The organism is Actinoplanes sp. NPDC023936 (assembly GCF_040639325.1).
Lineage (GTDB): Bacteria > Actinomycetota > Actinomycetes > Mycobacteriales > Micromonosporaceae > Actinoplanes.
On sequence record NZ_JBEZZR010000016.1, the window covers coordinates 54,371 to 80,599 of the forward strand.

The 26,229-nt window shown below is 71.2% G+C and carries 28 protein-coding genes and 1 riboswitch; of the genes, 18 read left to right on the top strand and 10 right to left on the bottom strand.

Annotated features, from left to right (window positions below; all coding sequences use genetic code 11):
• Nucleotides 1-28 precede the first annotated feature (28 nt).
• Nucleotides 29-703: an NUDIX domain-containing protein gene (locus AB0F72_RS21630; RefSeq protein WP_360434078.1), complete on the bottom strand. Its 675-nt coding sequence runs from the start codon at nt 701-703 to the stop codon at nt 29-31.
• 62 nt (nt 704-765) lie between these two features.
• Between AB0F72_RS21630 and AB0F72_RS21635 the strand changes: the two genes are divergently transcribed.
• Both AB0F72_RS21635 and AB0F72_RS21640 read left to right on the top strand, forming a co-directional pair.
• A complete protein-coding gene (locus AB0F72_RS21635) occupies nt 766-1,821 on the top strand; it encodes an SPFH domain-containing protein (RefSeq protein WP_360434081.1) in 1,056 nt (351 codons plus the stop codon).
• 49 nt (nt 1,822-1,870) lie between these two features.
• Complete coding sequence (locus AB0F72_RS21640) at nt 1,871-2,752, top strand: hypothetical protein (protein ID WP_360434084.1); 882 nt, start codon at nt 1,871-1,873, stop codon at nt 2,750-2,752.
• Here AB0F72_RS21640 and AB0F72_RS21645 read toward each other — a convergent pair.
• The 3 genes from AB0F72_RS21645 to AB0F72_RS21655 form a co-directional block, all read right to left on the bottom strand.
• Entirely contained in the window at nt 2,718-3,242 is a 525-nt protein-coding gene (locus AB0F72_RS21645) for a YfcE family phosphodiesterase (protein WP_360434087.1), read from the bottom strand. The two genes, AB0F72_RS21640 and AB0F72_RS21645, sit on opposite strands and share 35 nt — an antisense overlap.
• 72 nt (nt 3,243-3,314) lie before the next feature.
• Nucleotides 3,315-4,556, bottom strand: a complete 1,242-nt coding sequence (locus tag AB0F72_RS21650; RefSeq protein ID WP_360434090.1) for a hypothetical protein — start codon at nt 4,554-4,556, stop codon at nt 3,315-3,317.
• 13 nt (nt 4,557-4,569) lie between these two features.
• Entirely contained in the window at nt 4,570-6,147 is a 1,578-nt protein-coding gene (locus tag AB0F72_RS21655) for a glycoside hydrolase domain-containing protein (protein WP_360434093.1), read from the bottom strand.
• 221 nt (nt 6,148-6,368) lie between these two features.
• Between AB0F72_RS21655 and AB0F72_RS21660 the strand changes: the two genes are divergently transcribed.
• The 6 genes from AB0F72_RS21660 to AB0F72_RS21685 all read left to right on the top strand — a co-directional run bounded on the left by AB0F72_RS21660 (nt 6,369) and on the right by AB0F72_RS21685 (nt 11,450).
• Nucleotides 6,369-7,340, top strand: coding sequence for a DNA-processing protein DprA (locus AB0F72_RS21660; RefSeq protein WP_360434096.1), 972 nt, complete (start codon nt 6,369-6,371; stop codon nt 7,338-7,340).
• Between the two features lie 130 nt (nt 7,341-7,470).
• On the top strand, nt 7,471-8,100 hold the full coding sequence (locus AB0F72_RS21665; protein WP_360434099.1) for a phosphoribosyltransferase: 630 nt from the start codon (nt 7,471-7,473) through the stop codon (nt 8,098-8,100).
• A 53-nt stretch (nt 8,101-8,153) separates the two neighbouring features.
• Nucleotides 8,154-9,380, top strand: coding sequence for an MFS transporter (locus AB0F72_RS21670; RefSeq protein WP_360434102.1), 1,227 nt, complete (start codon nt 8,154-8,156; stop codon nt 9,378-9,380).
• A 63-nt stretch (nt 9,381-9,443) separates the two neighbouring features.
• A complete protein-coding gene (locus AB0F72_RS21675; protein ID WP_360434104.1) occupies nt 9,444-9,944 on the top strand; it encodes a SigE family RNA polymerase sigma factor in 501 nt (166 codons plus the stop codon).
• Nucleotides 9,941-11,119: a hypothetical protein gene (locus AB0F72_RS21680; RefSeq protein WP_360434107.1), complete on the top strand. Its 1,179-nt coding sequence runs from the start codon at nt 9,941-9,943 to the stop codon at nt 11,117-11,119. Before AB0F72_RS21675 ends, AB0F72_RS21680 begins: the two co-directional genes overlap by 4 nt.
• Before the next feature lie 16 nt (nt 11,120-11,135).
• Nucleotides 11,136-11,450 (top strand): hypothetical protein, encoded by a 315-nt coding sequence (locus tag AB0F72_RS21685; RefSeq protein WP_360434110.1) that lies wholly within the window; start codon nt 11,136-11,138, stop codon nt 11,448-11,450.
• A 14-nt stretch (nt 11,451-11,464) separates the two neighbouring features.
• Here AB0F72_RS21685 and AB0F72_RS21690 read toward each other — a convergent pair whose 3' ends face one another.
• Nucleotides 11,465-11,959, bottom strand: coding sequence for a hypothetical protein (locus tag AB0F72_RS21690; RefSeq protein WP_360434114.1), 495 nt, complete (start codon nt 11,957-11,959; stop codon nt 11,465-11,467).
• A gap of 111 nt (nt 11,960-12,070) precedes the next feature.
• Here AB0F72_RS21690 and AB0F72_RS21695 point away from each other — a divergent pair, with 111 nt between their 5' ends.
• Nucleotides 12,071-12,625, top strand: coding sequence for an HD domain-containing protein (locus AB0F72_RS21695; RefSeq protein WP_360434117.1), 555 nt, complete (start codon nt 12,071-12,073; stop codon nt 12,623-12,625).
• Here AB0F72_RS21695 and AB0F72_RS21700 read toward each other — a convergent pair.
• Together AB0F72_RS21700 and AB0F72_RS21705 are read right to left on the bottom strand one after the other, a co-directional pair.
• Entirely contained in the window at nt 12,577-12,903 is a 327-nt protein-coding gene (locus AB0F72_RS21700; protein WP_360434120.1) for a hypothetical protein, read from the bottom strand. The genes AB0F72_RS21695 and AB0F72_RS21700 overlap by 49 nt on opposite strands.
• A gap of 1,004 nt (nt 12,904-13,907) precedes the next feature.
• Nucleotides 13,908-14,816, bottom strand: a complete 909-nt coding sequence (locus tag AB0F72_RS21705) for an NADP-dependent oxidoreductase (protein ID WP_360434123.1) — start codon at nt 14,814-14,816, stop codon at nt 13,908-13,910.
• Between the two features lie 106 nt (nt 14,817-14,922).
• On the opposite strand from AB0F72_RS21705, the gene AB0F72_RS21710 reads away from it, so the two are divergent.
• Both AB0F72_RS21710 and AB0F72_RS21715 read left to right on the top strand, forming a co-directional pair.
• Nucleotides 14,923-15,324 carry a helix-turn-helix domain-containing protein gene (locus AB0F72_RS21710; protein WP_360434126.1) on the top strand — a complete coding sequence of 134 codons (402 nt, stop codon included), beginning with the start codon at nt 14,923-14,925 and terminating at the stop codon, nt 15,322-15,324.
• Between the two features lie 9 nt (nt 15,325-15,333).
• On the top strand, nt 15,334-15,501 hold the full coding sequence (locus AB0F72_RS21715) for a hypothetical protein (RefSeq protein ID WP_360434129.1): 168 nt from the start codon (nt 15,334-15,336) through the stop codon (nt 15,499-15,501).
• Here the strand turns inward: AB0F72_RS21715 and AB0F72_RS21720 are convergent.
• Nucleotides 15,489-15,785, bottom strand: a complete 297-nt coding sequence (locus AB0F72_RS21720) for a hypothetical protein (protein WP_360434132.1) — start codon at nt 15,783-15,785, stop codon at nt 15,489-15,491. The genes AB0F72_RS21715 and AB0F72_RS21720 overlap by 13 nt on opposite strands.
• Before the next feature lie 72 nt (nt 15,786-15,857).
• Here AB0F72_RS21720 and AB0F72_RS21725 point away from each other — a divergent pair, with 72 nt between their 5' ends.
• The 3 genes from AB0F72_RS21725 (at nt 15,858) to AB0F72_RS21735 (ending at nt 17,092) form a co-directional block, all read left to right on the top strand.
• Nucleotides 15,858-16,250: a nuclear transport factor 2 family protein gene (locus AB0F72_RS21725; RefSeq protein WP_360434135.1), complete on the top strand. Its 393-nt coding sequence runs from the start codon at nt 15,858-15,860 to the stop codon at nt 16,248-16,250.
• 95 nt (nt 16,251-16,345) lie between these two features.
• Nucleotides 16,346-16,567: a DUF397 domain-containing protein gene (locus AB0F72_RS21730; protein WP_360434138.1), complete on the top strand. Its 222-nt coding sequence runs from the start codon at nt 16,346-16,348 to the stop codon at nt 16,565-16,567.
• Between the two features lie 12 nt (nt 16,568-16,579).
• Nucleotides 16,580-17,092: a DUF6082 family protein gene (locus AB0F72_RS21735; RefSeq protein WP_360434141.1), complete on the top strand. Its 513-nt coding sequence runs from the start codon at nt 16,580-16,582 to the stop codon at nt 17,090-17,092.
• 5 nt (nt 17,093-17,097) lie between these two features.
• Here the strand turns inward: AB0F72_RS21735 and AB0F72_RS21740 are convergent, their stop codons facing one another.
• Nucleotides 17,098-18,171, bottom strand: coding sequence for a M20/M25/M40 family metallo-hydrolase (locus AB0F72_RS21740; protein ID WP_360434145.1), 1,074 nt, complete (start codon nt 18,169-18,171; stop codon nt 17,098-17,100).
• A 9-nt stretch (nt 18,172-18,180) separates the two neighbouring features.
• Nucleotides 18,181-18,966: a DUF1684 domain-containing protein gene (locus AB0F72_RS21745; protein WP_360434148.1), complete on the bottom strand. Its 786-nt coding sequence runs from the start codon at nt 18,964-18,966 to the stop codon at nt 18,181-18,183.
• Between the two features lie 92 nt (nt 18,967-19,058).
• Nucleotides 19,059-19,174, top strand: a riboswitch (SAM riboswitch).
• A gap of 15 nt (nt 19,175-19,189) precedes the next feature.
• On the opposite strand from AB0F72_RS21745, the gene AB0F72_RS21750 reads away from it, so the two are divergent.
• The 4 genes from AB0F72_RS21750 to AB0F72_RS21765 are packed head-to-tail and all read left to right on the top strand — an operon-like array spanning nt 19,190 to nt 26,228.
• Complete coding sequence (locus AB0F72_RS21750; RefSeq protein WP_360434151.1) at nt 19,190-20,401, top strand: aminotransferase class V-fold PLP-dependent enzyme; 1,212 nt, start codon at nt 19,190-19,192, stop codon at nt 20,399-20,401.
• Between the two features lie 53 nt (nt 20,402-20,454).
• On the top strand, nt 20,455-22,743 hold the full coding sequence (locus AB0F72_RS21755; protein ID WP_360434154.1) for an EAL domain-containing protein: 2,289 nt from the start codon (nt 20,455-20,457) through the stop codon (nt 22,741-22,743).
• A gap of 16 nt (nt 22,744-22,759) precedes the next feature.
• Nucleotides 22,760-24,949 (top strand): glycoside hydrolase domain-containing protein, encoded by a 2,190-nt coding sequence (locus tag AB0F72_RS21760; RefSeq protein ID WP_360434407.1) that lies wholly within the window; start codon nt 22,760-22,762, stop codon nt 24,947-24,949.
• 10 nt (nt 24,950-24,959) lie between these two features.
• Entirely contained in the window at nt 24,960-26,228 is a 1,269-nt protein-coding gene (locus AB0F72_RS21765; protein ID WP_360434156.1) for a glycosyltransferase, read from the top strand.
• Nucleotide 26,229: the final 1 nt, after the last annotated feature.

The window sequence follows — 26,229 nt, forward strand, 5'->3', positions numbered from 1 at the left end:
CCTGCCTGAGCTACGGCTCGGCCGGCGGTCAGCGGGACGGGCGCAGCAGCGGGGGGTGCAGCAACGCCGCCGGCCCCCGCCGATACAGCTGAGCCGGCCGCCCCCGATCCCGGATCACGGTGTTCCCGGTCGGCTCCACGAAACCCTCCGCCGACGTGACCTTGCGATGGAAGTTGCGGGGATCGAGCGTCGTCTGCCACACGGTCTCGTAGACCGCCCGCAACTGAGCCACCGTGAACTCCGGCGGGCAGAACGCTGTCGCCAGCGGCGTGTACTCCAGCTTCGCCCGGGCCCGTTCCAGCCCGTCCGCGAGGATCCGGTCGTGGTCGAAGGCTAGGTCCCGAACGTCGCACGGCCGCCACTCCGCCCCGGACGCGTCGCTGCCGGCGGTCGGCGCGGGCAGGTCGGGCAGCAGCGCGAGGTACGCGACGGTCACGACCCGGCCGCGCGGATCCCGCCCCGGCGTCCCGTATGTGGCGAGTTGCTCCAGATGACCGGCCTGCGGGTCGAGCCCGGTCTCCTCCCGCAGCTCCCGCACGGCGGCCGCGTCCAGGTCCTCGCCGTCCAGCACGAACCCGCCGGGAAGAGCCCATCTTCCCTGGTACGGCGGTATGCCCCGGCGGATCAGCAACACCTGCAGCGCGCCCTGCCGGATGGTCAGCAGTACGAGATCAACTGTGATGGCCGCCATATTAAGCGTCATGTTGACGATAATAGCGTGCATGATTATCGTCAGATTGACGAGAACGAGGAAAGGCAACAGACATGGCTGACGTGACACGCCGACTGCACCTGCGGCACCTCCGGGCGGCGCCGACCACCTGGGTCAGTCACACCGTCCGGGGCACCGCGAAACGGGCCGGCACCGGGCTGTCGTTCTGGTACCGGCCGCTGACCGCCGCGCTCTCCGAGGTTCCGGTGGACGACCGGGAGCTGCCGCTGCTGTTCCACGCGCGGACCGAGGACTTCGCCGACGTGACAGTCCAGGCGACGGTGACCTACCGGGTGAGCGACCCGGCCGCCGCCGCGGCACGGCTGGACTTCTCCATCGACCCGTACAAGGGAATCTGGCGGGGTCAGCCCCTGGACCAGGTGGCGGGGCTGCTCGCCGAGCTGGCCCAGCAACCGGCCCTCGACCTGCTGGCCCGGCTGCCGCTGGCCGAGGCTCTGACCACCGGCGTCGCCCGGATCCGGCAGTCGGTCGCGGACGCCCTCGCGGCCGACCCGCGGCTCACCGAGACCGGCGTGTCGGTGGTCAGTGCCCGGGTGGTGGCGATCCGCCCGGAGCCCGATCTGGAACGGGCCCTGCAGACGCCGACCCGCGAGCAGGTGCAGCAGGACGCCGACCGGGCCACCTACGCGCGCCGGGCGCACGCCGTGCAGCAGGAGCAGTCGATCGCCGAGAACGAGCTGCAGAGCAAGATCGAGCTGGCCCGGCGTGAGCAGGAGCTGGTCGAGCAGCACGGCGCGAACACCCGGCGCGAGGCCGAGCTGGACGCCGAGACGAAGCTGGTCGCGGCCCGGTCCGCGGCGGACCGGGAGGAGGTCGCGAGCATCGCGGCGGCGGAGCGGATGCGGCGCGAGTCGGCCTCCGAGGCCGAGGCAGCGAGGGTACGGGACGAGGCCCGCGCCGCCGGAGCCCGAGCCGTCGGACTGGCCGAGGCGGAGGCCGAAACCGCGCGCCTGGCCGCGTACCGTGATCTGCCGCCGGCCGTCCTGCAGGCGCTCGCCCTCAAGGAGCTGGCCGCCCACGTGCCCGCGATCGGCGAGCTCACTGTCACCCCGGACCTGCTCAGCAAGCTGGTCGGGCGGCTCGGATGAGATCGCGGAAACACGACCGGGAAAACGGCGCCCGAGTCCGGCGGCCACGATGAGCACCCTGCCCCCGCGCGTGGTGGTCGTGTCGCGGCGCAGCGAGCTCGACGAGTTGCTCGCCCGGCACGGCACCCGCGGCGCCGCCGCCTTCTTCCTGCGCCAGCGCGGCCGCGATCTGGACGAGGTGACCCAGCGGCACGAGGCGTTGCGGTCCGCGCTGACCGAGGTCGGCGCGGCGGTGCCCGCGGACTGGCGGCGCGGCCACGTGGAACGCGCCGACCTGCCGCGATTCCTGTTCGCGCCGGAGGACGTGGTGATCGCGGTGGGCCCGGACGGCCTGGTCGCGAACGTGGCGAAGTACCTGGACGGCCAGCCGGTGATCGGCGTCGACCCGGAGCCGGGCCGCAACGCGGGCGTGCTGGTGCGCCACCGGCCGTCGGCGGTGGCCGGACTGCTGCGCGCCCGCCCGTCCGGCCAGGAGCGCACCATGGTGACGGCCCGGCTCGACGACGGCCAGGAGCTGTCCGGGCTGAACGAGATCTATGTCGGTCACGCCGGCCATCAGTCGGCGCGGTACGTGCTCACCGACCCGTCCGGCGCCCGGGAGCGCCAGTCATCCTCCGGCCTGATCGCCGGCACCGGCACCGGAGCGACCGGCTGGTGCGCCTCGATCGCCCGGGACCGTGCCGTCGCCCCGCCGGCGCCGGCGCCGGGCGAGGAGGCCCTGTGCTGGTTCGTCCGGGAGGCCTGGCCGTCACCGGCGACCGGGGTGTCGCTGGTCGCCGGTACGCTGACCGGCCGGGCCGAGCTGGAGCTGACCAGCGAGTCGGAACGCCTGGTCGCGTTCGCCGACGGCGTGGAGTCCGACGCCCTGGAGCTGTCCTGGGGCCAGCGGATCCGGATCAGCGTGGCCGGCCGGCGCCTGCATCTGGTCTGACCAGCCGGTGCAGCGTGACGTCGCTCAACTCGCCGCCCGCGGCGGTAGCGGTGAGGTACGTGTGGAACGGCTGCCGCCGCCGGTCGGTCGGGGAACCCGGGTTGAGCAGCCGCAACCCGCCCGGCGCGACGCTGTCCCACGGGATGTGCGAGTGCCCGAAGACCAGCACGTCGGTGTCCGGGAATCGGTCCGCGCAGCGCCGCTCCCGCCCGGCCGCCGGTCCGGTCTCGTGGACGACGGCCATCCGCACCCCGCCGATCTCGGCGCGCGCGATCTCGGGCAGCCGGGCCCGCAGCGCCGGCCCGTCGTTGTTGCCGTAGCAGGCGACCAGCCGGGCGGACCGCGCTTCGAGCAGGTCGAGCAGCGCCACGTCCACCCAGTCGCCGGCGTGCACCACCACATCAGCCTCGGCGACCGCCGCCCAGAGCTGCTCGGGCAGGTCCCGGGCCCGCTTCGGGAGATGGGTGTCGGACATCAGCACGAGTCGCACCCGCCGAGCCTATGTCCCCGCGCTGCGCCCGGCGCGGCGCCGGACCCGCTGCACCCGGCGCGGCGCCGGTACTCAGCGCTTCTCGTTGTCCCCGAGCTGGCGCATCGCCCGCTCGGCGAGGCTGCCGCCGAGCCGGCCCATGGCCGAGAAGGCCCGGCCGCCGGTCTCCTTGCCGAACTTCCAGGCGACGTCGACGCCCTCCGCGCCGGTCTCGAGCGCTCGGTCCCGTACCTCCGCGGCCGCGTCCGTCCACGCTCGCGCCCGCAGCGACCGCCGGAGACGGTCGATGCCGAGACGTCCGTCGAAGTCGACGACGGCGCTCGTGACGTGGTTGCGCGAGTGCACCAGGGACCGGGACGAGGCGGGGTTGAGCAGCACCTTCGCGTTGGCCGTGGTGGCGGCCGCGTCGAGGCGGGCGAGCAGCTGCCCGGTGCTGTGCGAGATGAGCTCCAGGCGGTTCTGCCGGGCGGTCCGCAGCGCGAGACGGTGCCGGTCCAGCTCCTCCGGGGTCGTGTTCAGCACCCGATCGAGCTCCAGCACGGCGATCCCGTCCTGCAGCTGGAAGCAGCGGGCCAGGACCGAGAGCCACTCGATGATCGTGGACTCGGCCTGCTTGGACGTCCGGGCGAGGTCGCTGATGCCGGACTGCTGCTCCAGTTTCACCGCGAGCGCGTCGAGCTGGCGGAGCGCGTACGCCTGGGTCCGGGTGAGCGTCACCGGGGTGGCCTGCACCTTGGACCAGGTGACGTCGGAGACCCAGCCGACCTGATCGCGGATGATCATGGCCTCTTCGATCACGAGATCCACGCCGATCATGTCCGCCAGCACCGCGTCCTTCTGGGCGCGGAGCACGTCGTCGACCTTCTGGTCGATCACCTTGAGGTACTCGGTGATCTCCTCCATGGTCTGCTTCATCGCGAGCTGCGCCATCAACCCCGCCGCGCCGGACAGCACCGCGGGGTTGGCCAGCATCGTCGCGGGCGACGACGTCACGATCTCCAGGAGTCCATGGATCTTGCCGGAATCGGTCAGCACCGCGCGGCTCAGGCCGTCCTGCGAGCCCTTCATCAGGCCGTACTTCTGGATCGCCTGGGCGGACTGCTCGCTCAGCTTCACCCAATGGCCGGACTTCTCGGAGATCTCAGACGCCGCTTTCGCGGCTTTGGCCCCGGTTCCGAGGATCGAGCTGAGCCGGTTCATCCCGAGGTCCTTGGGCGCCGGCAGCCGCTCGGAGACCAGGAACCGCTCGACCATCGCCCGGTTGCCGATGACCGCCAGCCCGTCGCCGTCGCTGATCAGCTCAATCTCATTCATGGTCAGCTCCTGCTCAGAAGAGGGGTGTGCGGTTCTGGTAACCGGTGGCGAGGCGGACACCGGCGCGCAGGTTCTTGCCGGTGCCGCGGAACAGCATCAGATGACCCGTCGAGGACTGCACCGCTATGACGTCGGTGAATCCGTCGCGGTCGAAGTCGCCGGTGCCGGTGATGTCCCGGAAGCCCTTCATCCGGCCGATGCCGACCCGGGCCTTGAAGCCGTTGCCCTTGCCGGGATAGAGGTAGAGCGTGCCGGTCCTGGTCTCGCGGACCAGCAGGTCGGCGTACCCGTCCCGGTTGTAGTCGCCGACCCCGGTGAACTCGCCGCGATCCGCCCAGTTCCCGTACGCGATCGCTTTGCGGGCGCCGAACGTGGCCCCCTTCTTGCCGGGGTACAGATAGACGTCGCCGTTGCTGACCTGAGTGGCGAGCAGGTCGGGATATCCGTCCCGGTTGAAGTCGCCGATGGCCGTCAGCTCGCGCATGTGGGTGAACTTCTTGAAGATGACTTTGCGCGTACCCAATCGGCCGTTGCTCGTGCCGGGGTAGAAGAGGAGGACTCCGGCGTTGCTGCGGGCGACGACGTCGGAGTGACCGTCCCGGTTGAGGTCCATCCGGAGAATGGCGTTCATCCCGGCGAAACCACCGGCGATCTTGGTGCGGTTCGCCTCGGAGATGTACGAGCCGTTGCCGGGGTAACTGAACAGATTGCCGCTCGACCGGGTGCGTGCCAGCACGTCCGGCCAGCCGTTCCGCGTCCAGTCGCCGAACTTCGCGGACGGCAGCCGGGCGAAGTCCAGATAGTCGTTGTCGATGTTGATGGTGACGCCGCCCCAGGTCTCCTTGTGGTCGCCGCGGTACTGCTTCATCCGGCGTCCCGGCGTCCAGTACGACGACGGGATCACCGTGTCGGCGGTGGTGACCACCTGATCCCAGCGGGCGAAGTCCATGTAGTCCGGGCGGACGTATCCGGCCTTGTTGTAGGCGGCCACCTGGTCGGCCACGCCGGAGCTGACGCTGCTGTAGAAACCGGAGAAATAGCCGTGGTCGTGCAGCCGGGCGGTCCAGCCCTTCATGAAGGCGAGAACACCGTTGCGGCAGGCGGCGTCGTTCGTGCGGTACGCCTCCATGTCGTAGATGAGCACGCTTTCCCGGGACAGGCCGATCGCCTTCGCCTGCGCCACCGCGTCATCGGCGATTGAACGGCCCTGCTTCTCGGCGTTCTTGTTGTCGATGCGGTTCTTCTTGGTGGTCGTGGTGCAGGTGGCCTGCGGGCCCACGTACAGCGGAATGAGCCGCCACCCGCGACCGATCTGCTCGCGTACCCAGGAAGCGGTCAGATTGGGTTGCGCGCAACCCCGGTTGTTGCCGCCGAAATAGATGCCCACCGCCCGGTACGGCGATGTCAGCCACGCTTTCATCGCGGCGCTCGACGGCGCGGTGCAGGCGTCGAATCCGTAGCCCTTGAAGGTGCCCGGTTGCGGCGGTAGGGCAGCGGCGGCCGCGGCGTTCCCGGTCACGAGAGCGAGCGGCGCGACACAGAGCGCGACGACCAGGGCGCCGAGGAGGCGCTTCCGGTACTTCAAGAGCATGGAGTGACCTCTTCGGGCAGTCGTGAGCCCACCGAGGCTGCCAGACGAGCGGACGACCCGCCAGGCCCGTTCGGGCGACAGTCGATCACCGGAAAGGTGCGCAACCGCCTCCCGTGATGTCCGGTTCCCGGCGTTTGCCGCTGGCGAAGCGGCATGCCCGCGACGAAGTTGTCGTACGGGTGTACGAGAATGTCGGGGGTTCATCCGAAGGAGGCGTATCCATGGATCCCACGGCGCTGCCATCCGCGCGCTTCGCTCCTATGATCGGCGGCATGCTGGAAGACCACAGGTCGGAGGTGGCGGCACTCGTCGCGTTGCTTCAACAGCCGGGCGCGCGATGGCCGGAGATAACGGCGGACGTCTTGGCGGCCGGTAGCGCCCTGGCCGTGCTGAGCCGCACCCTGGGCGGGACGGGAACTTTGTTCCCCGATCTCACCGCTGTTGACGCGGCCCTGGAAACGGCAGCGGCCGGCGTGCGGTCCTGGCAAGCGGACGGAATTGGCGTGCACACGCTGTTCGATGACGCCTACCCGGCGCGTCTGAGGGACATCTGGCAGATGCCTCCGATCGTCTTCACGCGTGGTTCCCTCGCGGAGGACCACCGTGCGGTGGCAGTCGTCGGGACGCGGCAGCCCACCGACCGAGGGCTCGCCACGGCCGAGTCCGTCGCGTCAGCGCTGGCAGAGGCCGGCGTAACGGTGGTGTCCGGCCTCGCGGCCGGTATCGACACCGCGGCGCACACGGCGGCGCTGAGAGCCGGTGGGCGGACGGTCGCCGTGATCGGCACCGGTGTCAACCGTTACTACCCGGCCCCCAACCGCGAGCTGCAGCAGCGCATCGTCCGGGACGGCCTGGTCCTCAGCCAGTTCTGGCCGGAGGCGGGACCCACGAAACAGTCCTTCCCGATGCGAAACGCGGTCATGAGTGGTTACGCCGCTGCGACGGTCGTTATCGAGGCGGCCCATCAGAGTGGAGCGCGCATCCAGGCACGGCTTGCGCTGGAGCATGGCCGTCCCGTGGTTCTGACCGACTCCCTGCTGGTGCACGACTGGGCCCGCGACTACGCGAAACGGCCTGGAGTTGCGGTCGTGAGCAGCGCCGCCGATCTCATCGCCACCGTCGATGAGATGGTCCGGCAGATCCCTGATGCGAAAAGCGCGCTCGAGGGTCTGCCGCGCCTTGCCAACCTTTAGGGATTGGGCGGCCGCTCAGACTGAGGAGATTCAGTCGGTCGAGCGGCAGCGAACCTACCTTCGCAATCCGCTGGCACCCGGCCCGGGAATCTGTGCGGTGTGCCGGAGCACTGCCGGCTCCGGATACACCGTGTGCTTCCCGTGCGGTCAGCATCGTCATGCCGCACAGGGGAATCTCGCCGACGCTGTCGCACCAGTCGCCTATGCGATCAAGCGCACCCAGCACGCCCACAGCCTTGCCGTCTACAAGGCGACACCGCCGTCCGCCCAGGCGAAGCGGAGCCTCTCCTCGCTTGCGGTCATGTTCATCGCGTTCCACTGGGAGTGTCTGACGGGTGCCGTCGGCGGGTCGTTCACTCACATCGTCACGGTGCCGTCCACCCGGTCCAGGCCGGGGCCGCATCCGCTCGAAAGCATGGTTGCCGAGCGTGTCGGGCTGCCTACGTTGAGGCCGATCGCGAATCCGGCCTATCCGGCGGAGGATCGCGGCTTTCGCGCCGACCGGTTCCTGTTACCTCGCGTCGTACCGGAAGGGAGCCGGATCCTGCTGATCGACGACACGTGGACCACCGGTGGCCGCCTTCAGTCCTTGGCGTTCGCGCTCAAGTCAAGCGGGGCCGAGGCAGTCGCGGCGGTTGTTCTCGGCAGGCATGTCAACCCGGACTACGAGCCGGCCAAGCCACTGATCAACCGGCTGCGGAGCGCGCCCTGGTTCGATCTTGACCGGTGTGCGCTCGAGGACGGCCCGCCCGGCTGGTGAGCTGGGCCACTCGGGCGGGAGGCCCCGGGAACGCGGCCGCTAGCGTACGGCGAGTGGATCACCTCACTGGGCGTCAACGCCGGGCCGCACTGATCGCGCTCTCGCTGGGTGGTGTGGCGATCGGGCTGACCGAGTTCGTGGCCATGGGACTGCTGCCGGACATGGCCCGTGCGCTGCTGCCCGAGGCGTGGGCGCGGTCGAACGCGGACGCCGTCGCTCAGGCCGGGTGGATCATCACCGCGTACGCGCTGGGGGTTGTCGCGGGCGCGCCGCTGATCGCCGCGCTCTCCGCCCGGATGCCGCGCAAGCGGCTGGTCCTCGCTCTTCTGGTGCTGTTCGCGGCGGGCACGTTCGCGTCGGCGGTGGCGCCGAACTTCGAGCTGGTGCTGGTGGCGCGGTTCGTCGCGGCGCTGCCGCACGGCGCGTACTTCGGTGCGGCGGGCCTGCTCGCGGCGAGCCTGATGGGGCCGGGCAACGAGGCGCGCGGATACTCGATCGTGCTGGGCGGGCTGACCATCTCGAACGTGGTCGGGGTTCCGCTGATCACGCATCTGGGGCAGTCGGCGGGCTGGCGGGTCGCGTACTCGGTGATCGCTGTCGTCTTCCTGCTCACCCTGCTCGCGGTCTCGGCGACGGTGCCGGACGCGCCGGCGAAGGAGGGCGGCTCGCCGGCCGCCGAGCTGCGGTCGCTGAAGAAACCGCAGGTGTGGCTGGTCGCGGTGACCGCGGCGGTCGGGTTCGCCGGGTTCTTCGCGGTGAACACCTACATCGCTCCGGTGACGACCGAGGTGACCGGGCTGCCGGAGAGCGCTGTGCCGTGGGTGCTCGCCGTCTTCGGCCTCGGCATGACCGCCGGCAACTTCCTCGGCGGCGCGTTCGCCGACCGTAACCTGCCTGTCGCGACGACCGCCGGCTTCGCCGGGGTGATCGTGTCGACGGTGTTCTTCGCGGTGTTCGCGCCGACCACGATCGGCCTCTTCGCCGGCGCGTTCCTGACCGGCGCGACGTGCATCTTCCTCGGCCCGGCGCTGCAGGCGCGGCTCATCACCGTCGCTCCGGAGGCCCAGCTGATGGGCGCCGCCGTCAACCAGAGCGCGATGAACCTGGCCAACAGCCTGGGTGCCGCGCTCGGCGGTCTGGTCATCGCCCGGGGGTACGGCTACCTGGCGCCCGCCTGGACCGGGGTGGCCCTGGCGGTGGCCGGTCTGGCCCTCGCCGGCACGAGTTTCGCCCTGGACCGCCGGTCGCAGGCACGGAAGGTTCCCGCCGGAAATCGATGACAACCGGTTCCGGGTCCGGTCCCGTCTCAAGGGTGACGAACACCGACGGGAAGGACGCGGGGCATGCGCGATGGCGCGGAGGAGGAGTACGTCGAGTACGTCACGGCACGGGTCCCCGTGCTGCGGCGGCTGGCGTACGTCCTGACCGGCGACGGGCACCGCGCCGACGACCTGGTCCAGCAGACGATCACGACGTTGTACCTGAAGTGGCAGCGGGCGCGGGCCGCCGACAACCTGGACGCCTACGTCCGGACCATGCTGATCCGCGGGTACGTCGACGAGAAGCGTCTCGCCTGGTCCAAGGTCCGGCTGTTCCGGCACCTGCCGGAACCCGAGCCGGTCGAGGAGACCGGCGCCGAGGACCGGACGATCCTGCGGGCCGCGCTGCGCCGGGTGCCGCGCCAGCAGCGGGCCGTGCTCGTGCTGCGTTTCTTCTACGACCTGCCGGTCGACGAGGTCGCCGGGATCCTGGGCTGCACCGCCGGAACCGTCAAGAGCCACACCTCCCGCGGGCTGGCCACGCTGCGCCGCCTGCTCCCACCGCGAATCGAGGTGCCACGATGACGGAACTGCTGCGTTCGCTCGATGACGAGCCCGACACCCCGTCCACTGTCGACGTCCGGCGGGCGATCGCGACGGCCCGCCGCACCCGGCGCGTCCGGCGCGGCGTCACGGGGGCGGGCGCCGCCGTGGTGACGGTGGCGGCGTCCCTCGCCGGTTTCACGCTGACCCGGCCGACCGCGGCCCCGCCGCCGCCCGTTCTGGCGACCAGCGCGCCGCAGCCGAGCGTGGCGGCGGCGCCCACCGTGACCCGGTGCGCGATCAGCCGGCTCCCGGTGCCGGACAAGGCGCCGATGGCCCTGGTCACCGCGGCCGACCCGACCGGCGCGTGGATCGCCGGGCGGATCTATCCGAAGTCGGGCGGCTACCAGGCGGTGCTCTGGCACGACGGCACTGTCGCGAAGGTGATGCTGCCCGGCGACCTGGAGGAGGCGCTGCGCGACGTCAACTCGTCCGGCACGGCCGTCGGCTGGAGCTACACCGAGGACGGGCCGGTGCCGTACGCGTACCGGAACGGCGAGATCACCAAGCTGGCGGCGAGCGGCTCCGCGCTCGGGATCAACGACGCCGGCCGGATCGTCGGTGACGACGACGAGGGCAACGCGGTGGTCTGGGAGTCGGTGGGTGCGAAACCGTCCCGTCTGCCGGCGCCGTCCTCCGCGAAGACCGTGCAGGCCCGTGCCATCGACCTGGACGGGACCGTCGTCGGGAGTCTTGACCTGTCGATCCCGTACATCTGGCTGCCGGACGGCACGCATCGCCGGATGCCGATGCCGGAGATCGACGGCAAGCCCGCGGCGATCGCGCAGGCGTTCGACATCCGCAACGGCTGGGTGACCGGCATGGCGAGCACGAAGTCGTTCAAGGACAGCCGGGGCAGCGCTCCGGTGCACGCGGTGCGGTGGAACCTGCGTACCGGTGAATCGGAGCTGGTGGGGGAGTTGCAGTACCCGGCGGACGCGGTGAACGCGTACGGCTGGCAGGTCGGCAACGACCGCAAGGGGTACCCGGTCCTGATCACCGGCGAGAAGCCGATCCGCCTCCCGGGCCTGGCGAAACACCGGGCCGACGGCACCGCCACGATCGCCTCGACGCTGAGCGACGACGGCCGGATCATCGCCGGCCAGTCGGACGACACGACGAACACCATCCAGGCCGTCATGTGGCGCTGCCGATAGGGAACAATCTCCGTCCATGACCGAAACGCTGCGGAGCTGGTGGCGGCTGCCCGACGAGACGCGCAAGGACGTCCGTGCTCTCGCGAAGGCCGGCCGTCACCACCCCGACCCCGAGATCGCCTGGGTGGCCTGGCGCTGGGCGCAGACGGTGCTGCCGGTGGGCGCGCCCGAGCCGGGCCGGTTCCGCAACATCCTGAGCGCGATCGGGTTCTGGGCGCACATCGTCATCGATCTCGCGTCGGCCACGCACCCGGACGATCCCGCGGAGCCGCGGTGGCTGGACCGGCGGCGGGCCCGGCGCATCCTGCGCCTCGGCCCGCCGATCAACTGACGAGGGTACGGGGGTCAGTCGCTCTTGCGTTTGTAGATGCGGTTGACCTCCACCTCGGCGACCGTGACCGCCTGCTCCCACCCCTCCGGCAGCGTCCCCGGCCCGGGCCGGGTGTGCTCGACCCGGCCGCCGGTGTGCAACCGCAACTGGATGGTGTCCGGGTCGCTCGGATAGAGCGTGTGGACGACGTCGATCCGCCGCACCTCACGGGCCGGGTAGGTGGTCGCGGTGGTGTCGTTGCGGATCACCGTGAACGCGCCGTCCCGCAGCTCGATCGCCAGGACCGCGCGCCGGTCCCGCCAGAGCGCCCGGGCCGCGAAGATCCCGGCCACCGGCACGAACACCAGCGACGCCCAGAGCGCCCAGCCGGTGAAGCCGGCCGGCACGCCGGCGCAGAAGATCAGCAGGAACGGGACGAACGAAGCGATCATGAGTACGCCGGCGTCGCGCAGCACGTGATCACGGTCCTGGTGGGTGGCCCGCCAGATGATCAGTTCACTGTTCTCCACGGCGTCATCGTCCCGGTGCCTGTCAACAGCGGTTCGCCCCCCTGAGGCGATTCAGCGAGCTGCCATGGTTTGTTCGGCTGCCGTTAACCTGTGGCGACCTACCATTCAGCCATGACCGCGCCGATCATCACCAGCCGCGCCGACGTGGCGCGCTCCCTCGCGGACGCTCTTCTCGGTGCGGGCACCGATCGGTGGCGGCACAGCGCGGGTGTCGCGGCCCGCGCGTCCGACCTGGCGCTGCGGCTCGGCCTCGACCACGACCTGCTGGTCTCGGCCGCCTGGCTGCACGACATCGGCTACGCGGCGCCGCTCGTCGACACCGGCTTCCACCCGATCGACGGCGCCCGGCACCTGACGAGCGAGGGCTGGCCGGCCCGGGTCGCCGGCCTGGTGGCGTACCACTCCGGCGCCCGCTTCGTCGCCGAGATCCGCGGCCTCTCCGCCGAGCTCGCTCAGTTCCCCGACGAGCAGACGGTCGTCTCCGACGCGCTCACCTACGCCGACCAGACCGTCGGCCCGCGCGGCCAGCGGGTGGATCCCGAGACGCGCTACACCGAGATGCTGCACCGCCACGGCCCGTGCTCGTTCAACGCGCGCGTCGACCCGGTCCGCCGCCCTCACCTGCGGGCCATCGCCGCCCGCATCGAGCACCTGCTCGCCGCCTGACCGATCCCGGTAGCACGAGCGCCGAGCTTCTCGCCCGTCAGCCTGCGCTGACCTTGCTGGCTGATCAAGGAGCCGTCGCCGGATAGGTACGTGCGGTGGCGCCGCCCGGTTGTCGATCGTGGAGCGGTGCGGCGGGCTGGCGCGCAGTGTTCTCGGAACAGGTATCCGGCAGCCCTGACGACCAGCCGGTCCAGCCGGTCCAGCTGGTCCAGCCGGTCCAGCCGGTCCAGCTGGTCGTCAGTGCGCTCGGCCGCGGCGATGGTCCCGAGGTGCGTCATCACCGCTGACCCTGCTGGTTGATTAAGGAAGTCGTTCACCGGCGGAAAACGTGGGTGCGGCCGCCGATGATCAGTCGCCGGGCCGTCCCCGCGGGCCGACGGATCTTCGTGAGGTTGCTGCCGGACTGGGCGCGTCGGAGCACTGTGTCGACGGTCAAGACGACGTGTTTCCGCTGGTAGCCAGCACAAGCTACGGCCGGGTGGCGCCGGCCGTAGGCCAGAGCGGTTACCCGGGCTTGATCACATGCTTGAGCTACGGCCGGGTGGCGCCGGCCGTAGGCCCGAGCGGTTACCCGGGCTTGATCACATGTGTGGGCTACGGCCGGGTGGCGCCAGCCGTAGGCCAGAGCGGCTACCCGGGCTTGATCACACGCTTGAGCTACGGCCGGGCGGCGCCAGCCGTAGGCCAGAGCGGCTACCCGGGCTTGATCACACGCCTGAGCTACGGCCGGGTGGTGCCGGCCGTAGGCCAGAGCGGTTATCCGGCTTGATCACATGTGTGGGCTACGGCCGGGGCGGCGAGTTCCAAGATCGGCGAGGTGGGAGGTGCCAGGGGGGAGGGAGGTGCCAGGTGCGAGGTGCCAGCCGCAGGACGCCGGCGCGGGGTCGGCGGGGCACGCGGGGGCGCGGGGCCGAGGCCGAATATCTGCTGGTAGCGGGGCTTTCTTCATTAGCCAGCGGGGTCACCGCTGCAGGCCAGCCGAAAACCCGGGGCCGGGCCGCCCGCCAGCGCGAACCGTTGTCACCCAGCGTGCCGGCATCCGTGGTCAACGTCGCGCTTCACGGAAACGCGCGGACGCCGCAGGCCCTGCCGAATGACGCAGACCCACAGCGCTCCCCGGTGACCGGTGACCGACCGTGACACGCGGCGGATTCGGGGGCGCTCATCGGTGACGCCTCCCTCGGGTGTTCGTCACCCTGCCGCTGTCCCCCGGCGGAGACCACCCGCCGAACGGGCGATTAACGCCGCCAGGGGATCGGAGCGGACACGGCGGAGACGCCGGTCAGGGGACGATGACCACGCCGCCGCGAACCCCGCCCTGTGCGAGCCGCTCGTGGGCGGCCGCCGCGTCGGCGAACGGGTAGATCCCGGCGACCCGGAGCGGGATGTCGCCGCTGGTGACGAGCGTGACGAGGTCGCCCAGCCGGGCGCCGTCCGACTCGACCTCCAGCGTGAACGTCCGGATGCCCCGGACCGGCTCCGGGCGCAGCGGGGGAGAGGCGGCCACGTAGCCGCCGCCGTCCCGCACCAGATCCAGCAGCGATGAGCCGATCACCGCGAGGTCGACCACCGCGTCGTACGTGCCCTTCGGATCCTCGGAGCGGGACAGGAACGTCGCGCCGAGCGACTCGACGAACTCCCGGTCGCCGTCCCCGGCGAGCCCGGTGGCGTGCAGGCCGGCCGCCCGGGCCAGCGCCAGCACGAACCCGCCGACCTGCCCGGCCGCGCCGGTGACCAGCACCGTCGAACCGGCCGGGAGTGCGAGCAGGTCGAGGGCCTGTGCGGCGGCGAGGCCGTTGGTCGGCAGGGTCGCCGCCGCGGTGGCGGGGACGCCGGCCGGCGCGGCGGTCAGCGCGGTGGCGTCGAGCACCACGTACTCGGCGTGGGCGCCGGCCGTGGTCCGCAGCCAGGGTGAGAAACCGATGATCTCGTCGCCGATCGCGAAGTCCGGGCCGGCCGGCGACGGGCCGATCGCGTCGACGGTGCCGGCCACGTCCCAGCCCGGGGTGTAGGGGAGCCCGGTCGGCAGCGGCGCCGGGAATTTTCCGGAGCGGACCATCAGGTCGACCGGGTGCAGCGAGGACGCGGCGACCCGCACCCGTACCTGCCCCGGTCCGGGTTCGGGCACCGGCGCCTCGGTCACGTGCAGAACCTCGGGCCCACCGAACTGTGCGTAGCTGACCGCGCGCATCGTTGTTCTCCTTCGTGCGTTTCGTGAACACCACGACCGTACGAAGGAGGGGGTACTGTAAGAAAGTAGGTACCATTAAGTGCCTAAGGAACCCGGGGAGGTCCTGATGGCGACAACGTCCGCTGAGCAACGCCGTGAACAGGCGAAACGTGAGTACGACGCGTTCCTGGACGCCTGCCCGACCCGGGAGCTGCTGAGCCGCCTCACCGACAAGTGGGTCGCCCTGGTGATCCCGGCGCTCGCCGGTGGCCCGCAGCGGCACAGCGAGCTGGCCCACCGCATCGCCGGCGTCAGCCAGAAGATGCTCACCCAGACGCTGCGGACCCTGGAGCGCGACGGCCTGGTGACCCGCACGGTGACCGCCTCCGTCCCGGTCCGCGTGGATTATGAGCTCACGCCGCTGGGGCACGAGCTGTTCCCGGTCATGCTCGCCATCAAGGCCTGGGCCGAGTCCCACATGGACCGCGTCTTCGAGGCCAGGGCAGAGTTCGACGCCCGGGTGCCCTAGGGTGAATGGGTGAGTGACAGAGTCTCTGCCCTGATCATCGTCCTCACCGCAGCCGGTTTCATCCTCTTCGGAGTGTCGGTGATGGACCTCTCGTGGCCGACGGCCGCCTTCATCATCGGGGTGCCGGCGGCGGCCAGCCTCAGTGGTCTCTATCTGGAGAGCCGTCAGTCGCGCTGATCAGGAAGGCGGGATGCGACCTCCGCCCAGATGTGAGCCCCCGTGACCTCGACACCCGGCACCTCCGCCAGCAGCCGTTCCGGCTCCGCCAGCCCGGCGATGCTGCGAAGCAGGTCGGCCCCCAGTTCCGCGGCCGCGTCCTCCAGATCGTCCTCCTCCGCGTCCCAGTCGATGTCCGCCTCCCGCAGCCGCCGGACCGCAAGCCCGGTGACCACAGCCGGATCGTCGACGGTCACGGTGACCCGACAGTGGACATGAACCGTCACGGCCCGCGGCGTCGTCATGCGCCGATGTTCTCATCCGGCTCGACGACTCCGGCTCGACGGCCACCGATGAAACGTGTTCTATTTCAAGGCATGGACACACTCACCGCCCGTGATCTGGCCCGGCGCTCGCAGGCGGCGGCCCGCGCTGGCGACCGCGACGCCTGGCTCGCCCTGTTCGCCGACGACGCGATCGTGGAGGACCCGGTCGGCCCGTCGCCGCTCTCGCCCGACGGCGCCGGACATCGCGGCACCGAGGCCATCGCCCGCTTCTACGACACCGTGATCGGCCAGGTGGAGGGCCTGCGCTTCGAGATCGAGCGCTCCTACCTCTGCGGCGACGAGGTGGCCGACGTCGGCATCATCCACCTGGCCCTCCCCGGCGGCCATTCCAGCCAGGTCCGCGGCGTCTTCACCTACCGCTCCGACGGCGCCGGCCGGATCGCCGCCCTCCGCGCCTTCTGGGAGTTCGACAACCCGCGGTAGGGCAGGTCCTTGATGCCGGGGCCTACCCTGGGGGTGAGCGCGCTTGCCCCGGACTCCACCCCCGACTCTGCCCCGGCGCAGAAGGAGATGCTCAGATGAGCGTTGACGAGCTGGCTGTCGCACACTGGCGGAAATCCTCACGCAGTAACGGCTGCGGCGGGAACAACTGCGTCGAAGTCGCCGAGCTGACCGGTCAGGTCGCGGTGCGCGACAGCAAGGACCGCCAGGGCCCAGTTCTGATCTTCACGTCTGCTGAATGGCAGGCTTTCCTCGCCGGGGTGCGAGACGGCGAGTTCGATCTCGCCGATGGCTCCTGACGGCAGGTAGAGATGGCCTACATCTCGACGGCGATTTCCGTTCTCGCCCTTTTCGGCGTGTGCGTGTCGCTGTCCTTCCAGTCTCACCAAGCCAGGATCGCTCAGATGATCGGTTCCCGGGAACGGCACCAGGACCTGATGCGGCTGATGATGGAGCATCCTGAGCTGGACTTTCGCAGGATGGCGGACGCGGATCGCGCTGGTGAGGACTTCCGGACCGGCATGAGCATGTGGATGTCGCACTGGAACATGGTGTGGCACGTCAAGAAGATGGATGAGAAGGCGCTGCGTTTCCTCGCCGCTGATCTGTTCACGCGGCGTGGGGCACGTCAGTGGTGGACGGAGGTCGGCGCGACCTGGTCATCCAACAGCACGCGGCGGGAACGGAAGTTCATCGCGATCGTGACCGCGGAGTGCATCGCCGCATCGAGGGTGTGGCAGCCCTCTCTCGGCTGTGCGGCCGAGGCGAACGGGTCCGGGCCGACGGATGCCAAACCGGTGCACGCCGGTGGTGACACCGGCTGACGGGGTCAGCCCAGCGAGCGGAGGAAAGACATCAGAGCCTCGCGGTACGGGGTGAGGGTGCGCACGTCCAGGTACTCCTCCGGCCCGTGCTGGCCGTCTCCGCCGGGACCGAAGATGACCGCGTCCACCCCGTGCGCCGAGTAGAACCGCCCGTCGGCGGCCCCGTGTTTGCGGAGCAGCGTCCCCTCGTACCCCTGCGCCTGTGCGGCGGACCGCAACCGGCGCACGAAAGCGCTCGCCGGGTCGGCGGCATGCGGCGCGCCCTGCGCCTCCACGGTGACCCGCACGCCCGGACCGGCCACCGCGCCCAGGTAGGCGGCCACGTCGCTCGAGGTCAGGTCCGGATCGGACGGCGGGAAGCGGATGTCGAGCAGCGCCGACGCGTCGGCCGGGACGATGTTGGCGGCGGTGTTCGACGTCTGGATCCGCGCCACGTTCACCGTCGTGGTCCATGATTCCGACGGCGGCACCGGATAGCGGGCGAGCAGCCGGCCCACCGCGTCGGTGACCGCGACCAGCGCGTTCGTCCCCAGCCACGGATAGGCGGCGTGCGCGGTCCGCCCGGACGCGTCCAGCCGCACCCGCAGGATCCCCTTCGACTCGGTGACGATCCGCAGCCCGCTCTGCTCTCCGATGATCACGAACCCGGCCCGGACGCCCTGCGCGACCTGGTGGCCGGTGCCGTCGAACCCGCCCACCTCCTCGTCGGTGACCAGCTGCAACGCGATCGGACAGGGCAGTGACCGGGCGCAGTCCCGGAACACCGTGGCGAGCACGACGGCCGCCGCTTTCATGTCGTGCGCGCCCCGCCCGTGCAGCCGGTCCCCGTCGCGGCGCGGCACGAACTGGGCGTCGGTCCCGGGCACCACGTCGAGGTGCGCGTTGAGGATCACCCGCGGTGTCGCCGGACCCGTGGTGACCAGGGCGCTCGGCTTGCCACCGGAGTCGAAGCGGCGCACCGGGAAGCCCGGCCCCACCAGGTCGAGCACGAAGTCCAGGGCCCGCCGCAGCTCATCGGGCCGGTCCGCGGTGGACCGGATCCCGATCAGCCGCTCCACCGCCGTGAGAAGCGTCTCCATCCCGGAACGCTAGCGCGGCTTCCGCTCACCCGCCTCGACGGCGACCGGCAGGTTGTTGCCGGCCGGCGGGAGCGGGCACGTCGCGAACTCGGTGTACGCGCAGGGCAGGTTGGTGGCCCGGTTGAAGTCGAGCGTCACCGAGCCGTCCGGTCCGGGCGGGGCGATGAACAGGCTCCGGTTCGCGGCGTACGTGGTCAGCCCGGACGTGGCGTCGGTGAAGAGCGCGAAGAGCGAGCCGGGCGTCGACCCGTTGAAGACGATCAGCGACAGCGGTACGCCGCCGACCTCGAACTCCACGGTGCCGGGGGACTCGTAGACGTGCTCGATCCCCTCGGCGACCGACCCGACGGGCGTCGGCCGCGGAGCGTCATAGGGAACGAATCTCCCGGAGACGACCCACTTCTCGTCCGCCGGGTAGGCCGGCGTCCCGGTGTACGCCGCGAGCACCGGGCTGGACGGATGACGCGGCCGGACCACGTCGAACCCACCCCGGCGGGCGATCTCGATCACCGCGTCGCCCCAGCCCACGGTCACATCTCCGCGCTCGGGAATCGGCGGGAACGAGAACTTCCCGGTCACCGGCGAGCCGTCGACGATCAGGGTCTCCTCCGGCTCAAGCACCACGGTCACCCCGGACTCTCCGGTGCTCCACGATCCTGGAGCGTCCGGGAACCGCTGCGGCTCCCCGGTCAGCCAGTGCAGCCCGGTGATCGCCAGGAACCCGTGCGGATCGGCCCGCCGCTTCTCGTGCGCCGCGTGCCACTCGTCCCACTGCTGCTGCAACACGATCGTCATAGGCACCAACAGTAATCCCTACTTGTTGCCTGGGAATTAAGACGCCTTCAGTCCTTTCTCAGGGCGGATGGGGTCTGCTACGTTGTTGATCAGGTCATGAGTGCCAGCACGAAGCCCCGGCTTGCTGGCCGGCAACCCTTGCGTTCGCGATGGGGTGCCCCGGGTGAGGACCGGGCCGTGGTCGGACCCGACACGGCAAGTGCGAGCCGAGAGGTGCCCACCCATGTCCCTTGACATCGTCGGCGACGACCTGAAGGTCGCGCTCCCCACCGGCGAGACGGTCCGTTTCGCCCATCTCGACTACGCCGCCTCCGCGCCCTGCGTGGCCGCCGCGGCCGAGGCGGTGGCCGATCTGCTGCCGCGCTACGGCAGCGTTCATCGCGGCACGGGGGTACGGTCCCAGGCGTCCACGATCGCCTATGAGCTGGCCCGGGACGTGGTCGCCGAGTTCGTCGGCGCCGGACCCGAGCACGAGGTGATCTTCACTCGGAACACCACCGACGCGTTCAACCTGCTGGCCCGCGCCCTGCCGCCCGGCACCACGACGATCGTCTTCGACGGCGAGCACCACGCCAACCTGCTGCCCTGGCCGAACCCGCTCCGGCTGCCCGCCCCCTCGTCACCGGCCGAGGCCCTGGCGAGCCTCGAAAAGGCGCTGAAGGCCACGACGAACAACACTCTGGTGACAGTCACCGGCGCCAGCAACGTCACCGGCGAGATCTGGCCGGTGCGGCAGATCGCCGGCCTGGCACACCACTACGGCGCCCGGGTGGCCGTCGACGCCGCCCAGCTAGCCCCGCACCGCCGGGTGGACCTGACCGAACTGGGCGCCGACTATCTGGCCTTCTCCGGTCACAAGCTGTACGCCCCGTTCGGCGCCGGGGTGCTGGCCGGCCGCTGGGACTGGCTGGACGCGGCTCCCCCGTACCTGGCTGGTGGTGGCGCCAGCGCCGCCGTGGGTGACCGGCCCGGTGAGCTGGAGTGGGCAACCGGCCCGGCCCGGCACGAGGGCGGCACCCCCAACCTGCTCGGCGCGGTCGCCATCGCCGCCGTCTGCGAGGCACTGACCGCCGCCGACCGGGACGTGCTCGCCGCGCGGGAGGAACTCCTGCTCGACCGGCTGCGGGCCGGCCTCGCGACGATCCCCGGCGTCACCGAGGTCAGCCTCTTCGGCCCGGAGCACCCCCGTGTCGGCATCGTGTCGCTGGCCTTCGCCGAGCAGGACCCGGCGGACGTGGCGCTGCGTCTCGGCCGGGACCACGGCATCGGCGTGCGCGCCGGCCAGTTCTGCGCGCACCCCCTGGTCCGCCGGCTGACCGGCCGTGGCGCGACGGCGGACTGCGGCACGGCGTCCGGCCTGCTGCGGATCAGTTTCGGTCTGGGCAGCAGCACCGAGGACGTCGACCGGGTCGTCGAGGCGCTGCGAAACACCTGATCCGCAACCGGGAAGTCACCACGCTGCTCGGCGTCGCTGCCGATCATCGCACTGTGGCGACCTGGATGAAGTGGCTGCGCGACCGGCTCCCGACCGGTGGCGGGCTGCGTGACGAGGACTGGGCGAGCCGGCACCGGCTGCTGACGGTGCTGCTCGCCGCCGTCCTGGTCTTCTTGATCATGTTCGGCGTCCTGCGCGGCGACGGGCACACGCTCACCCTGCTGCTCACCGTCGTGCCGGTCCTGCCGTGCCTGCTCGCCGCGACCCGGCTGCGCTCGCGCCGGCTGCGGTCGGTCTTCGTCGCGATCGGCTACACCATCGCGTGCGGCGGGTTCGTCGCGCTCAACCACGGGCTGACCGAGGCGCACTTCTCGTTCTTCATCGCGGTCGGCGCGCTCGCCCTCTACCGGGACTGGGCGCCGTTCGGCGCGTTCCTGGTCGCCACCACCCTGCACCACGCCGTCTTCGGCACGCTGGTCAGTGGCCACACCTACGACCACGGCTCGGCTGTCGCGCATCCGCTGGTCTGGGCGCTGCTGCACGGCTCCTCGGTGCTGATCGCGGCCGGTTTCCAGATCGTCTCGTGGCGTCTCACCGAGGTCGAGGAGGACCGGGCCCGGGAGAACCTGGACGAGAGCCAGGCGCAGCTCAGCGTGGCGTTCGACTCCACACCCGTACCCATGGCGATGTTCTCGCCCGAGGGCCTCGCGCTGCGCACCAACGCCGCCTACCGCGGCTGGCTCGGCCTGCCCGAGGAACTGCCCGCCGGCTTCTCCCTGCACGACGTCCCGCTCACCCCGGTCGAGCGGAACCAGCCGACCATCCTCACGCTCTTCGCGGAGAGCCGGGAGCCGCGGACCATCACCCGCCAGTACCGGCGTCCGGACGGCACCCTGATCTGGGTCGAGGTGCACGGCACCGGCCTCTACGACCGGCACGACCAGCTGCGGCTGATCTACGTGCACTGCTTCGACGTGACAGCGACCCGCGACCACGAGGCGGAGCTGAGCTACCAGGTACGCCACGACGCGCTCACCGGCCTGCTCTCCCGCAAGGCGTTCGAACACGACCTGGCCGCCCTGCTCACCGGCAGCGCCGAGCCGGTCAGCGTCATCTACCTCGACGTCGACCGCTTCAAGGCGATCAACGACGGCGCCGGGCACAGCACCGGCGACGACGTGCTGCGGGCGCTCGCCACCCGGCTCGCCGCGGTGGTGCCGGCCGGCGCGCTGCTCGCGCGGCTCGGCGGCGACGAGTTCGTGGTCGCGCTGACCGGCCCGGCCGGCACCGGCCTGCGCGTCGGCAACAGCATCCTGGCGGCCCTGCACGAGCCGGTCGCCGGCGTCCCGCTGGCGCTCTCCGTCGGCGTGACCACGGCGTTCGGCGCCACGGGCGTCGACGAGGTGGTCCTCGCCGCGGACACCGCCATGTACGCGGCCAAGCGCGCCGGCGGCAACCGCCTCCAGGTGTTCACCGACGACCTGCGGGTGCCGGTCCAGGAGCGGATCGCCGCCGAGGCCCGCCTGCGCCGCGCGCTCGCCGCCGACCCGCGGTACACGCTGCCGCTCTGGTTCCAGCCGGTGGTCTCCACCGCCACCGGGCAGATCATCGGCGCCGAGGCGCTGGTCCGGATGCGCACCGAGCAGGGCACCGTGCTCGCGCCCGGCCACTTCATCGGCGCCGCCGAGGAGACCGGGCTGATCGTGCCGCTCGGCGACCACGTGCTGCGCTCCGCCGTCGAGCACCTGGTGCACTGGTCGGACCGGCTCGGCTACGTGTCGGTCAACGTCAGCCCGCGCCAGCTCGCCGAGCCGGACTTCGTGCCGAAGGTGGCGTCCCTGCTGGCCGAGTACCCGTACCTGGACCCGTCCCGCCTCGTCCTGGAGATCACCGAGACCGCGCTGATCTCCTCCACGGTCGACGTGAGCGAGCGGCTCGCCCTGCTCAAGCAGCTCGGCGTGCGTATCGCCCTGGACGACTTCGGCACCGGGTACAGCTCGCTGACCTGGCTCAAGTCGCTGCCCGCCGACGTGGTGAAGCTGGACCGCTCGTTCGTGGCCGGCCTCGCCGAGGACGCCCGCAAGTCGTCGATCATCTCGGCGGTGCTGTGGCTGGCCCGGTCGCTCGGGATGTCCACGATCGCCGAGGGCGTCGAGGAGATCGCCGACTGGGACGCGCTGCGCGCCGCGGGCTGCCCGGCGATCCAGGGTTACCTGGTCAGCAAGCCGTTGCCGGCGCGGGAGTTCGACACCCTGCTGACCACCGGTTCCCCCCTTCAGGGGAGTTCATCTGGACGAAACCACAGGGCGTGCCCTGGCCGGTTAGAGTCCGGCCATCCTTGACAACGTTGATCCTTTCATCGGTACCGCGGCCACCGACCTGCCTCGCGCACACGGGTTGGCCGCCACGTGGTGGTGGCCGAAACCCCAGGTGGGCAACACCCACCCGGGTGCCACCTCGCCCTTCGGCATGGTCTCCGCCTGCGCCTACTCGGGGGCGTACCCGACCGGGTACGGCCGGTACGCGAAGAACACCGAGGGCGTGCCGGAGGAGATGTTCGACCGGCTGCAGGCGAGCGGGTTCACCCACTTCCAGCAGTCCGGAACCGGGGCAATTCGGAAATATTACAACTACGCCAGGGTCACCCCGATGGTCCAGCCGCTCGACGGCCTCGGCCAGTCCTGGCTGCTGGAGGACGAGCGGGCCGAGGCCGGCTACTACGCCGCGAACCTGGACACCGGCGTGCGCTGCGAGATCACCGTGGGGGAGAAGGTGGCGGTGCACCGCTACACGTTCCCCGACCACGACAGCGCCCGCGTGGTGATCGACCTGTCCTGCGGCGGTCTCGCCATCGACCTCGGGCGCACGGTCCCGCTGCGCGCCCAGGTTGAGAGCATGGGGTACGGGCACGGCCAGGCCACCGTGGTGATGGAGGGCGTCCCGCTCTCCGTGCACGTCGAGGTGGACGCCCCCGGCTGGCGGCAGATGCTCTGGTACGACCGGCGGCTCATCCCCGGCGGCACCCGGCTCGACTTCGACAGCATCCGGCACACCACGCTGCGGCCGTTCGGCATGCTGTTCATGGGTCCGACCCGGGCCGGGCAGACCGTCGAGGTGCGCCTCGGGTTCTCGCTGCGCGGCTGTGACCAGGCGCGGGCCAACCTGGAACGGGAGGCCTCCGGCGGCTTCGAGGCGGTCCGGGCGCGGACCCGGGCCCGCTGGCGCGACCACCTCGGCCGGGTCCAGGTCGACGGCGGCACCCCGGCCCGGCGCACGGTGATGGCGACAGCGCTCTACCACTCGCTGATCAAGCCGTGCATCGCCGACGACGAGAGCCCGTTCTGGCCCACCAGCGGCCCGTGGGCGTTCGACGTCTGCACGATGTGGGACATCTACAAGACCCAGCTGCCGCTGCTGTCCGCGATCGCCCCGGACCGGGCCGGCGACGTGCTCGAGTCGCTGATCCGGGTCTGCGAGGAGGAGGGCAACTTCCCGATCGGGTACCGGATGGCCCGCGGCGCCGACCGGTTCTTCCGGCAGGCCAGCGCGCTCGCCCACACCGCGCTCGCCGACGTGCACGCGCTGCGCCGGCCCGGTATCGACTGGACCTGGGCGCTCGTCCACATGGTCGACGACCTGCGCCGGCTCTACGGCGAGGACTTCTGGGAGCACGGCGTCGTGCACCCGATCACGCACACGCTCGACCTGGCGTACGCCCACCACTGCACCGCGAAGGTGGCGCGCGCCCTGAACGACCACCGCCTCGCCGACGACCTGGAGCGGCGCAGCCGGGACTGGATCAACGCGTTCGACCCGGCCACCGGCCTGCTGCGGGACTCGGAGTTCTACGAGGGCGGCAAGTGGAACTACTCGTTCCGGCTGCTGCACGACATGGCCGCGCGGATCGCCCTGGCCGGCGGCGACGCCGGGTTCATCGCCAAGCTCGACACGTTCTTCGGCTACGGCGCGGGACCGGTGACCCAGCCCGGCCGCGCCCCGTCACCGGTCGAGATGGCGACCGGGTACGCCCTCAACCGCTTCGAGGGCCTGAACAACGAACCCGACATGGAAGCGCCCTGGGCCTACCACTACGCCGGCCGCCCGGACCGCACCGCCGAGGTGGTACACGCCGCCCTGACCTGGCAGTTCGGCACCGGCCCCGGCGGCCTGCCGGGCAACGACGACTCCGGCGGCCTGAGCTCCTGGTACGTCTGGGCCTCGCTGGGCCTGTTCCCGGTCGCCGGCCAGAACCTGTTCCTGGTGAACGCGCCGGCGTTCGAACGGGCCCGGCTGCAGGTCGAGGGCGGCGAGTTCGTCATCGAGACCAGCGGGCACCGGGAGACCCCGATCGGCGTCGACGGCCTCGACCATCACCCGGCGCCGCAGTACGTGCAGTCCGCCACCCTCAACGGCAGACCGCTGCACGCCACCCACCTGACAGCGGCCGACGTCCATCATGGCGGCCGGCTGCACGTGCGGCTCGGTCCCGAACCCTCCACCTGGGGTCAGGGGTCCCGGCCGCCTTCCCTCTCACACCCCACCCATTGAAGGAAGCACCATGAGCCGACCGACCCGCCGCCTGGTCATCGCGGTCCGCGCCGACCCGGTCATCTGCGGCCATTCCGGCGAGGCGCGCAATCTCGCCGAGGTGGCGCTCACCCGGGGATTCGACGACGTCCGGTTGCTCACCTGGCCGATTCCGACCCTGCAGGCCGCCGGTCTGCCGCTCAAGCCGCTGGACCGGCTGCTGCCGTACAGCCCGGGCATCACCGTGGAACGACCGGAATCGGTCGGCGACTACAGGGTCCCGGACGGCCGCCACATCGCCGGGCTGACCGGGCGGCTGGTCGAGCTGCTCAGCGAGCCGGTGCCGACGGTCTGCCTCTCGATGTACCTGGTGCCGCACACCCAGGTGATCAACGACGCGGTGGCGTCGGCGCGAGCGGCCGGTTTCGACCCGCAGGTGCGCACGATCGCGAAGGCGGTCGGCTCGGACGTCACCAACGTGATCCGCTCCTGCCTGCGCGAGGGCCGGTTCGGGGCGGCGACCGTCCTGCTCACCACGTTCCTCGCCAGTGACGAGGTGGTCGCCGTCTCGGAGTACACCCGTGACGAGATCATCGCCTCGGCCGAGGAGGTGGACGCGCACTGCGGCACCACGTTCGCCGACCAGTGCCGGCGGCGGGTCGCGGTCAGCTACCCGCCGATCGACGCGTCCGCCTTCCTCGATCCGGCCCCGGCGGCCGTCGACGCCGCGCTCGCCCGCCGCGGGCTCGAGCGCGGTGGCTACATCCTCTTCCTGTCCCGCGTCGCCCGCGCGAAGGGGATCTACGACCTGGTGATCGCTTACGGTCAGATGAAGGCCCGCGACGACGTCAAGCTGGTCATCGCCGGCACCGGTCCGGCCCTGGAGCACGTGCAGGCCATGGCCAAGGAGGACGACCGGATCATCTTCCTCACCGACGTCGACGACGACGAGAAGCCGCTGCTCATGGCGGGGTGTGCGGCGTACGCGCTGCCCACCAAGCCGGAACCCGACTTCGTCGAGACGTTCGGCATCGCGCTGGCCGAAAAAGCCCTCTCCGGCGGCGGCCCGATCGTCACCACGCTGACCGGCGGCACCGGCGAGGCGGTCGGCGACACCGCGATCATCGTGGAGGCCGGCGACATCGGCGCCCTGGCCGAGGCGCTCGACCGGGTCGTCCTGGACATGCCGGACACCGAGAAGCGCGAGCTCGAGGCGCGGGCGCGGGCGCACGCCCTGCAGTTCGACCGCGGCGCGGTCTTCGACGAGCTTTTCCGGTACGAGGTCCAGCCGTCCCGATGAC